At 73.7% G+C, this 11,581-nt stretch carries 11 protein-coding genes and 1 riboswitch; of the genes, 1 reads left to right on the top strand and 10 read right to left on the bottom strand.

The window, feature by feature from the left end:
- Window positions 1-274 (top strand): hypothetical protein (locus tag CRM73_RS04530; RefSeq protein ID WP_229586952.1); only part of this gene is annotated, 274 nt, incomplete at its 5' end.
- Window positions 275-295: 21 nt separating this feature from the next.
- On the opposite strand, the gene CRM73_RS04525 is transcribed toward CRM73_RS04530, so the two are convergent.
- From CRM73_RS04525 to CRM73_RS04480, 10 genes are all read right to left on the bottom strand, one after another.
- Window positions 296-1,063, bottom strand: coding sequence for a TSUP family transporter (locus CRM73_RS04525; protein ID WP_031282729.1), 768 nt, complete (start codon window positions 1,061-1,063; stop codon window positions 296-298).
- A gap of 49 nt (window positions 1,064-1,112) precedes the next feature.
- Window positions 1,113-2,912 carry a proline--tRNA ligase gene (locus CRM73_RS04520; RefSeq protein ID WP_229586951.1) on the bottom strand — a complete coding sequence of 600 codons (1,800 nt, stop codon included), beginning with the start codon at window positions 2,910-2,912 and terminating at the stop codon, window positions 1,113-1,115.
- 148 nt (window positions 2,913-3,060) lie between these two features.
- Complete coding sequence (locus CRM73_RS04515) at window positions 3,061-3,915, bottom strand: DUF4081 domain-containing GNAT family N-acetyltransferase (RefSeq protein WP_229586950.1); 855 nt, start codon at window positions 3,913-3,915, stop codon at window positions 3,061-3,063.
- A gap of 18 nt (window positions 3,916-3,933) precedes the next feature.
- Window positions 3,934-5,100: a flavodoxin-dependent (E)-4-hydroxy-3-methylbut-2-enyl-diphosphate synthase gene (gene ispG / locus CRM73_RS04510; RefSeq protein ID WP_017832938.1), complete on the bottom strand. Its 1,167-nt coding sequence runs from the start codon at window positions 5,098-5,100 to the stop codon at window positions 3,934-3,936.
- Between the two features lie 178 nt (window positions 5,101-5,278).
- Window positions 5,279-6,613 carry a site-2 protease family protein gene (locus CRM73_RS04505; protein WP_229586949.1) on the bottom strand — a complete coding sequence of 445 codons (1,335 nt, stop codon included), beginning with the start codon at window positions 6,611-6,613 and terminating at the stop codon, window positions 5,279-5,281.
- A gap of 196 nt (window positions 6,614-6,809) precedes the next feature.
- A complete protein-coding gene (locus CRM73_RS04500; protein ID WP_081615817.1) occupies window positions 6,810-7,409 on the bottom strand; it encodes a methionine ABC transporter permease in 600 nt (199 codons plus the stop codon).
- A 56-nt stretch (window positions 7,410-7,465) separates the two neighbouring features.
- On the bottom strand, window positions 7,466-8,545 hold the full coding sequence (locus CRM73_RS04495; RefSeq protein WP_017834140.1) for a methionine ABC transporter ATP-binding protein: 1,080 nt from the start codon (window positions 8,543-8,545) through the stop codon (window positions 7,466-7,468).
- Window positions 8,542-9,435, bottom strand: a complete 894-nt coding sequence (locus CRM73_RS04490) for a MetQ/NlpA family ABC transporter substrate-binding protein (protein WP_035929727.1) — start codon at window positions 9,433-9,435, stop codon at window positions 8,542-8,544. Before CRM73_RS04490 ends, CRM73_RS04495 begins: the two co-directional genes overlap by 4 nt.
- Window positions 9,436-9,535: 100 nt before the next feature.
- A riboswitch (SAM riboswitch) is annotated at window positions 9,536-9,652 on the bottom strand.
- A 44-nt stretch (window positions 9,653-9,696) separates the two neighbouring features.
- The gene (gene dxr, locus CRM73_RS04485) at window positions 9,697-10,971 is read right to left on the bottom strand and encodes a 1-deoxy-D-xylulose-5-phosphate reductoisomerase (protein WP_229586948.1); all 1,275 of its coding nucleotides are present in this window, start codon (window positions 10,969-10,971) and stop codon (window positions 9,697-9,699) included.
- A 131-nt stretch (window positions 10,972-11,102) separates the two neighbouring features.
- A complete protein-coding gene (locus CRM73_RS04480) occupies window positions 11,103-11,375 on the bottom strand; it encodes a GlsB/YeaQ/YmgE family stress response membrane protein (protein ID WP_017834137.1) in 273 nt (90 codons plus the stop codon).
- Window positions 11,376-11,581: the final 206 nt, after the last annotated feature.

The raw sequence follows: 11,581 nt of genomic DNA, 5'->3' as shown, positions 1-11,581 counted from the left end.
GTCCCCGTCCGCCCGGCGGGTGCTCGCGGCGGACCCGGGGCTGCCGGCGGGCGCCTACGTCCTGCCCGAGGACGTGCGGGAGCACCCCGGCCGGGTCGCGGACACGGCGGCGCGGGACGTGCAGGATGCCGCCGCGCACGTGCTGGCCCGCGGGGACGCCGGCGACCGGTGCTGGGCGCTCGTGGCGCTCGAGCGCGCGACCGGGCTGCGCGCCGCGCTCACGGGGGAGGTCGACGCCCTGCCCGGCGTGGTCCGGGACGACCCGCCGCGGTGACCTCCCGCCCGGTGGGGCGGCTCAGGCTCCCCGCAGCACGTCGACGCCCAGCTTGAGGATGAGCAGCGAGACCACGGTGAGGAACACCACCCGGATGAAGCGGCTGCCGCGGGCCACCGCGGTGCGCGCCCCGAGGTAGCCGCCCAGCATGTTGGACAGCCCCAGGACGAGACCCAGGCCCCACAGCACCGACCCGTGGCCGAAGAAGAACACGAGCGCGCCCACGTTGGTCGCGAGATTGACGATCTTCGCCTTGGCGCTGGCGGCCAGGAAGCTGTAGCCCAGCAGCGTGATCATGGCGATGACCAGGAACGAGCCGGTGCCCGGGCCCATCACGCCGTCGTAGAAGCCGATGACGGTGCCGATCACCATCGCGGTGCCGTAGTGCCGCGCCCCGCTGTGGCGCAGCTCGGTGAGCTGCCCCACGGTGGGCCGGGCCACGGTGAACAGGAGCACGGCCACCAGCGCGGCGAGGATGATCGGGCGGAACACCGCCTCGGGCAGGGACGCGGCCAGCGCCGCCCCGCCGAAGCTGCCGAGAAGCGCGACGCCGGCCATGGGCAGGGCGGTGCGCAGGTCGGGGGACGTGCGCCGGTAGAAGGTCAGCGCGCTCGTCGCGGTGCCGAACACGGAGCCCATCTTGTTGGTGGCCAGGGCCTGGACGGGGCTGATCCCCGGGACCATCAGCACCACGGGCAGCTGCAGCAGGCCGCCGCCGCCGACCACGGCGTCGACGAATCCCGCGGCGAGTCCGGCCGCCACCAGCAGGGCGACGACGCCGGGGTCCATCTGCTCCAGGCCCGAGGCCCCGAGCCAGGCGCCGAGCCCCTGCACGGGATCAGCCGCGCACTGCGGCGGCGACCACGGCGGCGACGCCGTCCCGGGGCACGTCCTCGTTGCTGCCGCTCGCGCGGTCCTTGAGCTCGAGGACGCCGTCCTTGAGGCCGCGGCCGACCACCAGCACGGTGGGCACGCCGAGCAGCTCGGCGTCGCCGAACTTCACGCCCGGGGAGACCTTGGGCCGGTCGTCGAAGAGGACCTCGAGCCCCTCCGCCTCGAGCTCGGCCACGACCTTCTCGGCCTCCTCCAGCACCTCGGGGCCCTTGCCGGTGGCGACCACGTGGACGTCCGCGGGGGCGACCTGGCGCGGCCAGAGCAGCCCCTTGTCGTCGTGGTAGGCCTCGGCGAGGGCGGCCACCGCCCGGGTGACCCCGATCCCGTAGGAGCCCATGGTCACGGTGACGAGCTTGCCGTTGCGGTCGAGCACCTTCAGCCCCAGTGCCTCCGCGTACTTGCGGCCCAGCTGGAAGATGTGGCCCATCTCGATGCCGCGGGCCGCCTCGAGCGGACCGGAGCCGTCCGGCGCGGGATCGCCGGCCCGGACCTCGGCGCACTCCAGGACGCCGTCCCAGGCGAAGTCGCGCCCGGCCGTGAGGTCGTAGACATGCTGGCCGGCCACGTTCGCCCCGGTCACCCACCGGGTGCCGCGGACCACGCGCGGGTCCACGAAGAAGGGGATGCCGGTCGAGGACTTCTCGCCGAGCACGGCCTGGTCCGGGGACAGCCCCGGCCCGATGTAGCCCTTGACCAGCAGCGGGCAGGCGCGCAGGTCCTCGTCACCGGCCTGCTCCACCAGCACCTCGCCGGAGACGTCCAGGGCGGCGCCGATGCCGGCCTCGATGCGCTTGAGGTCCACGGCGCGGTCGCCGGGCAGGCCGACCGCCACGAGTCGCCTGGCGCCGTCGGGCAGGACGACGGCGAGCACCACGTTCTTGAGGGTGTCGCCGGCGGTCCAGGGTCCCTCGGCGCGCGGGTGCAGCTCGTTCGAGCGCTGCACGAGCGTGTCGATCGTGGGGCTCTCCGGGGTCTCGAGCACCCGTGCCTCGGGGGCCCCGGCGGGATCGGTCTCCGCGGGCACCACGGTGGTCACCGCCTCGACGTTGGCCGCGTAGCCGCCGGGCGAGCGCACGAACGTGTCCTCGCCGATGACCGTGGGGTGCAGGAACTCCTCGGAGCGGGAGCCGCCCATGGCCCCGGACTGGGCCGAGACGGCGACCACGGGCAGGCCGAGGCGCTCGAAGATCCGGACGTAGGCCTCGCGGTGCCTGGCGTAGGACTCGTCGAGACCGGCGTCGTCGACGTCGAAGGAGTAGGAGTCCTTCATGACGAACTCGCGCCCGCGCAGGAGACCGGCGCGGGGGCGGGCCTCGTCCCGGTACTTCGCCTGGATCTGGTAGAGGGTGACGGGGAGGTCCTTGTAGGAGGAGTACAGGTCCTTGACGAGCAGCGTGAACATCTCCTCGTGCGTGGGCGCGAGCAGGTAGTCGGCGTCCTTGCGGTCCTTCAGGCGGAACAGGTTCTCCCCGTACTCCGTCCAGCGGTTCGTGACCTCGTAGGGCTCGCGCGGCAGCAGCGCCGGGAAGTGCACCTCCTGGGCGCCGATCGCATCCATCTCCTCGCGCACTACCTGCTCGACCTTCCCGAGCACCCGCAGGCCCATCGGCAGCCAGGTGTAGATGCCCGGGGCGGCCCGGCGGATGTAGCCGGCGCGGACGAGCAGCTTGTGGCTGTCCACCTCGGCGTCGACCGGGTCTTCGCGGAGGGTTCGCAGGAACAGGGAGGAGAGTCGCAGCGCCACGAGGGCTCCGTTTCTCCCGGGGAGCGCGGCGTGGTGCGGCCGGGCCCGGGCGTCGAGAGGGTGGGCGGCGCCGACGGCGCCGCTGATTCCGGTCAAATCTACACCCCCCGCCCGGCCCGGCCGCACCGGGATCGGCGGCCCCGGGCGCTCAGAGCAGGACGGTGGCGAAGGTCCCGACCCGCTCGAAGCCGACCCGCCGGTAGGTGGCGAGGGCCCGGACGTTGTAGTCGTTGACGTAGAGGCTGACCACCGGGGTGCGCCGGCGGGCGAGGCGCACGGCCGCCGCCATGCAGGGCGCCGCCAGCCCCCGGCCGCGGTGCGCCGGGTCCACCCACACGCCCTGCACCTGCGCCACGCCGCGGGCCACCGAGCCGAGGTCGGCCTTGAACACCACGCGGCCCCCGTCGTCGGTCAGCACGAGGCAGCGCCCCGCCTCGACGAGCGCGGAGACCCGGTCCCGGTACCCGCGGTCGCCGCCCGTGTACGGGGAGTACCCGACCTCCTCCTCGAACATGGCGGCGCTCGCCGGGAGCACGGCGGGGAGGTCCTCGGGGCGTGCCACGCGCACGCCGGGGTGCGGGGCGGGCGCCGGGTCCCGGTCGATGGCCAGCAGGGGCTGGACGGGGCGCAGGTCGAAGGGCCGGGGCCACGAGCGCTCCACCCGGGACCACAGCCCGAGGACCAGCTCGGCGGGCCCGAACAGCGAGGCGTGCCGGGACCCGCCCCGCCGCAGGTGCCCTCCGACGAGGTCCAGGCCCGGGCCGTCCAGGGACACGGGCACCACGTTCGTGCCCACCCAGCACGCGCCGGTCAGCTCACCGTTCGGCCCGGCGGTGCCGACCACGGGCGGGATCCGCGAGCCTTTGCTCCCGCGGTACGACTCGACGTGGGCGGCCACGAAGGCGTGGGCGACGGGGTCCGCCTCGAGCAGCCGGTCCAGCTGGGCCGGATCGACCTCCCCCGCCGGCACCAGCCGCGGCGCCGTCCTCCGCTGCGTCCTCACCCGCCCGTCACCGGCCCGTCAGCTGACGCTCACGACGGGGCTGCCCGCCGTGGTCTCCCCGTTCTCGTCCGTCTCCATCTCGGCGGCGATGCGGTTGGCCTCCTCGATCAGCGTCTCCACGATGAGGTCCTCGGGGACGGTCTTCACGACCTCGCCCTTGACGAAGATCTGGCCCTTGCCGTTGCCGGAGGCCACGCCGAGGTCGGCCTCGCGGGCCTCGCCGGGGCCGTTGACGACGCAGCCCATCACGGCCACCCGCAGCGGGACGGTGAGCCCCTCGAGGCCCGCCGTCACCTCGTCCGCGAGCGTGTAGACGTCGACCTGCGCGCGGCCGCAGGAGGGGCAGGAGACGATCTCGAGCTTGCGCGGGCGCAGGCCCAGGGACTGCAGGATCTGGTTGCCGACCTTGACCTCCTCGACCGGCGGCGCCGAGAGGGAGACGCGGATGGTGTCCCCGATGCCCTGGGAGAGCAGGGCGCCGAAGGCCGTGGCGGACTTGATGGTGCCCTGGAAGGCGGGGCCCGCCTCGGTCACGCCGAGGTGCAGGGGCCAGTCGCCGCGCTCGGCGAGCAGCTGGTAGGCCCGGACCATGGTGACGGGGTCGTTGTGCTTGACGGAGATCTTGAAGTCGTGGAAGTCGTGCTCCTCGAACAGGGACGCCTCCCACACGGCGGACTCGACGAGCGCCTCGGGCGTGGCCTTGCCGTACCTGTCCATGATCCGCTGGTCGAGGGAGCCGGCGTTCACGCCGATCCGGATGGACACCCCGGCGGCCTTGGCCTCGCGGGCGATCTGGCCGACCTGGTCGTCGAACTTGCGGATGTTGCCCGGGTTCACGCGCACGGCCGCGCACCCGGCCTCGATGGCCGCGTAGACGTACTTCGGCTGGAAGTGGATGTCGGCGATCACCGGGATCGGGGACTTCATGGCGATGATCGGCAGGGCGTCGGCGTCGTCCTGGGACGGGCACGCCACCCGGACGATGTCGCACCCGGTGGCGTTGAGCTCGGCGATCTGCTGCAGGGTGGCGTTGATGTCCGTGGTGGGGGTGGTCGTCATGGACTGCACGCTCACCGGCGAGTCGGAGCCGACGCCCACGGACCCGACCCGGATCTGCCGGGTCTTCCGGCGCGGGGAGAGGACGGGCTGGGGCGCGGCGGGCATGCCGAGGCTGACCGGGGTCAAGGAGTTCCTCCGAGGAATCGAGGGCAGGAGCTGGAGCGGTGGCGCCGGGACCCGCTGGCCGGGCCCGTCACCGGTTCCCATTGTGCCCCATGCTCCGGGGCGGCCCCCGGTGCCGGGGGTGCGATTCCTCCCACGCCGAACGCCCGCCGGCCCCGGGGGCGCGCCGGCCGGCCCGGGCTCAGAACAGCCGGACCGGTTTGACGATGTCCGCGTAGATCAGCAGCACGGACATCCCGATCATCAGCACGGCCACCGCGTAGGTCACCGGCAGCAGCCGGGCGGGGTCGAACGGGCCGGGGTCGCGGCGGCCGAGCAGCCGGGCGCTCCCCCGGCGCAGCGCCTCCCACAGCGCCCCGGCGACGTGCCCGCCGTCGAGCGGCAGCAGCGGCAGCAGGTTGAAGACGAACAGGGCCAGGTTGACGGAGCCGACCAGGCCCACGAGGGAGGCGGCCTTGTCCCGCAGCGCGATCTCCTCGTGCGCGGCGATCTCCCCCGAGATCCGGCCGACCCCCACCACGGAGATCGGCCCGTCCGGGTCCCGGGGCGCGTCGGAGAACGCCGCCTCCCCCACCTCGTAGATCCGCTGCGGCAGGTGCAGGACCACCCCGGCGATCTGCTGCAGCCCGTCCAGCACCGCCCCGGGCACCGCGGTCAGCGGCTGCCGGACGGGCTCGCTCGTGGGGCTGATGCCGATGAACCCGACCTCCTCGTAGCGGGGGGCGCCGTCCTCGCCGGTCACGGCGGCGCCGGAGTCGTCCAGCACGGGCCGCGAGGAGAGGATGGGGGTCAGCGCCGCGGACACGGTCCGGCCGTCCCGCTCGACCACCACCGGGATCCGTTCGCCGGCCCGGTCCCGGATCCGGGCGGTGAGCTCGTCCCAGGAGCCGACCGGGGCGCCGTCGACGGCCGTGACGACGTCCCCGGGGCGCAGCCCGGCGGCGTTCGCGGGGGCCTGGGGGTCCTCCGGCCGGCACTCGGTCTGCCCGGCGGCCTGGCGCTCCGCGGCCACCACGCACTCGGACACCCACGCGACCGTCGTGGTGGGCGTCGCCGTCCCGAAGCCGGAGAGCAGGACGGCCAGGCACAGGGTCCCGAGCAGGAGGTTCATCACGGGGCCGCCGAGCATGATCACGATCCGCTTCCACACGGGCAGCCGGTAGAACACGCGGTCCTCGTCCCCGGGGAGGAGCTGGTCCGCGGCGCCGCCGCGGACCTCGGCCGCCATCTGCTGGAACACGCCGGTGCTCGAGGCGCGGGCCGTCGAGCCCGCGCGCGCCGGCGGGTACATCCCCACCATGGAGATGTAGCCGCCCAGCGGGACCGCCTTGAGCCCGTACTCCGTCTCGCCGCGCCGGCGGGAGAGCACGGTGCGCCCGAAGCCGACCATGTACTGCGTGACGCGCACGCCGAAGAGCTTGGCCGGCACGAGGTGGCCGATCTCGTGGAGGGCGATGGAGACCGCGATGGCGGCGGCGGCCAGCAGCACGCCCACGAGGAACAGCACGACACCCATCCGTCGGACCTCCCGGGATCGTCGAGGGACCCCGGCGGGCGCCGGGGACGTCGGGGCCGTGCGCTCGGCACGGCGAGGACCAGTCTGCACCACGATCCTGGACGTCGGGCACCGGGCGCACCAGGGCACGACGACGGCCGGTGCCCTCCCGGGAGGGAGGCGCACCGGCCGTCGGTGGGCTGCGGGGCGGGGCGCCTCAGCGGCGCAGGATCCGGCGGGCCAGCCGGTTGCCCACCACCTGCACGAGCTGGACCAGGACCACGATGACGGCGACCGCCGCCCACGTGACCTCGTCGTTGAACCGCTGGTAGCCCAGGCGCAGGGCGAAGTCGCCCAGGCCGCCGGCGCCGATGGCACCGGCCATCGCCGACATGTCCGTGATGCCGATGACCAGGAACGTGTAGCCGAGCACCAGGGGGCCCAGCGCCTCGGGCAGGATCACCGTAGTGATGATCCGGCCGCGGGAGACGCCCATGGAGCGGGCCGCCTCCACGACCCCGGGGTCCACGCTCATGAGGTTCTGCTCGACGATGCGCGCCACCGCGAACATGGCCCCGATGGTCATCGCGAAGATCGCGGCGTTGGGCCCCAGCCGGGTCCCGACGACCCCCTGGGTCACCGGTCCCAGCGCGGCCAGCAGGATGATGAACGGGATCGGCCGGACGAAGTTCACCACGAGGTTGAGGCCCTCGTGCACCGCCCGGTTCTCCAGGATGTTGCCCCGGCGGGTGACGTAGAGGCCGACGCCCACGAGCAGACCGAGCAGGCCGGCGAGCAGCAGCGTGACCGCCACCATGTAGAGGGTCTCCCCGAGCGCGGACAGCAGCTCGGGTCCCAGGACGGACCAGTCGTTCACGCGGCCACCTCTCTCAGGGTCGTGATGCGGGACATCTCGTCGACCACGGCCTGCACGGCCGCGTCCGCACCGGTCAGCTCGAAGGTCAGGGACCCGAACGACTGCTCCTGGAGCACGCTGATCCCGCCGTAGGCGATGGTGAAGCGGACCCCGCGGGCAGCGCCGTCCGAGAGCACCCCGCCGATGTCCACGCCGTCGCCGACGTCCACGATCACCAGGCGCCCCCGGTGGGCGCGGCGCAGCCGCTCGACCTCACGGGCGTCGGGCACCGAGTGCAGGACGGAGGAGACGAAGCGGCGGGCGGTCTCGGTGCGGGGCCGGGCGAAGATGTCCACGGTGGAGCCGTGCTCCACGACCTTCCCGTCCTGCATCACGGCCACGCGGTCGGCGATCGCGCGGACCACGTCCATCTCGTGGGTGATGATCACGATCGTGATCCCGAGCTCCCGGTTGACCCGCTGCAGCACCTGCAGCACCTCCTGGGTGGTCTCCGGGTCGAGGGCGCTCGTCGACTCGTCGGCCAGGAGCAGCTTCGGGCTGGTCGCCAGGGCGCGGGCGATGCCCACGCGCTGCTTCTGCCCGCCGGAGAGCTGCTCCGGGTAGTTGCCGGCGCGGGCGGCGAGACCCACGAACTCGAGCAGCTCGGCCACCCGCGCCCGGCGCTTCTCCTTCGGCCAGCCGGCCCGCTTGAGCGGGTACTCGACGTTGCCGGCGACGGTGCGGGAGGTGAAGAGGTTGAACTGCTGGAAGATCATCCCGATCTCCTGCCGCACGGGCGCCAGCTCGGTCTCGCGCCGGCCGGCCACCTCGAAGCCCTCCACGGTCAGGGAGCCCGAGGACACGGGCTCGAGCCCGTTGATCAGGCGCACGAGGGTGGACTTGCCCGCCCCGGAGTAGCCGATCACGCCGAAGATCTCGCCGCGGCGGACGTCGAGGGTGACGTCGTCGACCGCGAGCACCTCGCGCGCCGCCCGCCCCGAGCCGGTGCGGAAGGTCTTGGAGACGTTGCGGAAGGAGACGAGCACCTCGTCCGGGCGCCCGGGTGCGGGCGGCCCGGCGGGGACCGCCGCGCTCACTGCTCCTGGTCCTTCAGCTCCTGCTGGTAGCGCGCGGTCAGCTCCTGGAGCTCCTCCGGCTCCAGCTGCAGCGGCACGGCGGTGTCCTTGGTCTCCTCCATCTCGGCGTCGAGCACGGCCTGCTCGTGGTAGAGGTCCGCGACCTGCCGGAGGGTCTCGTCGTCGGCGAGCTCCTCCGTGGTGGTGAAGAGGTTGACGTAGGCGCGGGAGCCCTCGGACTCGGGGTCGTCCTGGGCGAGCGCGGACTGCGGGTCGATGTCGGCCCGCGAGAGGAAGTCGTTGTTGATGACCGAGCCGGCCACCGAGTCGAGCGAGAGCACCGTCTGCTCCGCGGAGACCGGGGTGACCCGCACCGTGGAGGCCTCGGTGTCGACGTCGAGCTCGGTGGGGATGAGGGTGTCGCTGCTCAGCTCCACGAGACCTGCGGCCTCGAGCACGAGCAGGGCCCGGGAGAGGTTCACGGCGTCGTTGGGCACCGCGATCTCGTCGCCCTCCTGGAACTGCTCCACGGAGTCGTACTGGTTGGAGTACAGGCCCAGCGGATAGATCGAGGTCGAGCCGATCGGGGTGATGGAGCCGCCGGCCGCGTTGTTGTAGTCGGCGAGGAACGGGACGTGCTGGAACCAGGTCATCTCCACGTCACCGGACTCGGTGGCGGGGTTCGGCTGGTTGTAGTCGGAGAAGTCGACGTACTCGACGGTGATGCCCTGCTCCTCGGCCACCCGCTGGAGGGCGTCGTGGGTCGGGTCGGTGCCCACCACGCCGATGGTGACCTTGTCGTCGGCCAGCACGCCCTCGCCGGAGGACTCCCCGGCGGAGCCGCCGCAGGCGGTGAGGGCGAGGCCGAGGGTCGTGGCCAGGGCGAGGAAGGGGAGGCGCTGCGATCGCATGTGGTGCCTTTCCGTGGGTCCGGGGTGTCGGAGGTCTCCACCGGGGCCAACGGGTCCGGCGGCCACGGTCGAGGGCGCGCCGGAGGGCGCGTGCGCGGTCGGACCGTACTTGCCGCCGGCCGTCGTCGGCCGGTGCCGGATGGTTCACCTGGGGCACCCCACTACGGGAGAGGGTTGCCGCCCAGCAAGCCAGGGCTGCACGCTGGGACTCGTCATCCGCCAGACAGACTAGCACGTGCGGCGGGGCCGGGCCCGGCCCGGTCAGCGGGCGAGGACCTCGCGGGCCCGCCCGCGGGCCCAGCGCTCGGCCGCCAGCACGGCCTCGAGCTCCAGCGGGCCTGCGTCGTCGTGCTCGCCCAGCACCGCCTCGACCGTGTCCACGATGGCGGGGAACCGGATCCGGCCGTCGTGGAAGGCGTGCACCGCCTCCTCGTTGGCCGCGTTGAACACGGCGGGGAAGGTCCCGCCCCGCTCCCCCGCCGCCTTGAGGAGCTCGACGGCGGGGAATGCCACCGGGTCGAGGGGCTCGAAGGTCCACTCCGTGGCGCGCGTCCAGTCGCACGGCAGGGCGGCCCCGGGCACCCGGTGCGGCCAGGCCAGACCGAGGGCGATGGGCAGGCGCATGTCCGGGGGCGAGGCCTGGGCGAGGGTGGAGCCGTCCACGAACTGGACCATGGAGTGCACGACCGACTGGGGGTGGACCACCACGTCGATGCGCTCGAGGGGGACGTCGAAGAGCAGGTGGGCCTCGAGCACCTCGAGGGCCTTGTTCACCATGGTCGCCGAGTTGGTCGTCACCATCAGGCCCATGTCCCACGTCGGGTGGCGCAGCGCGTCCCGGGGCGTGACCGTCTCGAGCTCCGCCCGGGACCGGCCGCGGAAGGGCCCGCCGGAGGCCGTCAGCACGAGCCGGTCCACCTCCGCGGCGGTGCCGCCGCGCAGCGCCTGCGCCAGCGCGGAGTGCTCGGAGTCCACGGGGATCAGGGCGTCCGGGTCCCCGGTGGCCGCGGCGGCGGCCTTGACCAGGGCGCCGCCGGCGATCAAAGACTCCTTGTTCGCCAGGGCGAGCCGGTGCCCGGCCCGCAGCGCCGCCAGCGTGGGGGCGAGCCCGATGGAGCCGGTGATCCCGTTGAGCACGAGGTCGGCGTCGGGGTGGGCGGCGACCGCGGACGCGGCGTCGGGCCCGTGCACGACGTCCGGGCGGTATCCCCCGGCCCCGGCGGACGCGGCCCGGTCCGCGATGAGGCCGGCCAGCCGGGCGGCGTCCTGGGCGGTGCCGCTGGTCGCCACGAGCGCGGCGCGGGTCTCGAGGGCCTGCTCGGCGAGGAGCTCGAGGTGCCGTGCTCCGGCGGCGAGGGCGACCACGGTGAACGGGTCCGCGCCCTCGAGCTCGCGGGCGGCCCGCACGACGTCGAGCGCCTGGGTGCCGATCGAGCCCGTCGACCCGAGGACGCTGATCCGGCGGGGGCCGGCGGCGGCCAGGGCGCGCAGCTCGGGTGTCGGGCGGGTGCGGGGCGAGGTGGCGGGGGGCGTCATGGCCCCAGTATCCCCCAGCGCCACTCCTCGGTGCGGTGCCCGCAGGGGGTGCCTGCGGACGGCCCGGAACGGGCCGAGGCCCCGTCCACCGGGAGCGGTGGACGGGGCCTCGGCGACCGACGGGGGTGGGATCAGCGCGTGGCGCGACCCTTGCGGCCGGAGACCGCGCCCCAGATGAAGAGCACGATGAGGGCTCCCACGACGGCGGTGATGATAGTGCCGATGTCGAACGCGGACTCCAGGTCCCCGATGCCGATCAGCGAGCCGAGGAAGCCTCCGAGGAGGGCCCCCACGATGCCGAGGACGATCGTGACGATGATGCCGCCACCCTGGCTGCCCGGCATGATGAGCTTGGCGAGGGCGCCTGCGATGAGGCCGAGGATGATCCAGCTGATGATTCCCATGATGGCTCCTTATCCGTCCCGGGAGGGACTTTTATTGTACGCAACCGGCGAGTATCCCTGGAATACCCTGAGGTTGCTTCTGCGCCTCACCCTAGCCGACGGTCAGCCGCCTGTCTGTTCCCGTTAGCCAATCGACGCGTTCCCCCGGACGCGGACCGGCCCGCCGGAAGCCGGGGCTTCGGGCGGGCCGGTGGATCCTCCCAGGT

This window comes from Kocuria sp. CCUG 69068 (assembly GCF_020833785.1).
Taxonomy (GTDB): Bacteria; Actinomycetota; Actinomycetes; order Actinomycetales; family Micrococcaceae; genus Kocuria; species Kocuria rosea.
Note: the sequence above shows the minus strand (reverse complement) of the source record. Positions and strands in the feature narration are given on the sequence as shown.

Bases quoted from the DNA above. Each gene is read 5' to 3' on its own strand.
- CRM73_RS04525 (WP_031282729.1), bottom strand. From the start codon at position 1,063: ATGGACCCCGGCGTCGTCGCCCTGCTGGTGGCGGCCGGACTCGCCGCG.
- CRM73_RS04505 (WP_229586949.1), bottom strand. From the start codon at position 6,613: ATGGGTGTCGTGCTGTTCCTCGTGGGCGTGCTGCTGGCCGCCGCCGCC.
- CRM73_RS04500 (WP_081615817.1), bottom strand. From the start codon at position 7,409: ATGGTGGCGGTCACGCTGCTGCTCGCCGGCCTGCTCGGTCTGCTCGTG.
- CRM73_RS04490 (WP_035929727.1), bottom strand. From the start codon at position 9,435: ATGCGATCGCAGCGCCTCCCCTTCCTCGCCCTGGCCACGACCCTCGGC.
- dxr (WP_229586948.1), bottom strand. From the start codon at position 10,971: ATGACGCCCCCCGCCACCTCGCCCCGCACCCGCCCGACACCCGAGCTG.
- CRM73_RS04480 (WP_017834137.1), bottom strand. From the start codon at position 11,375: ATGGGAATCATCAGCTGGATCATCCTCGGCCTCATCGCAGGCGCCCTC.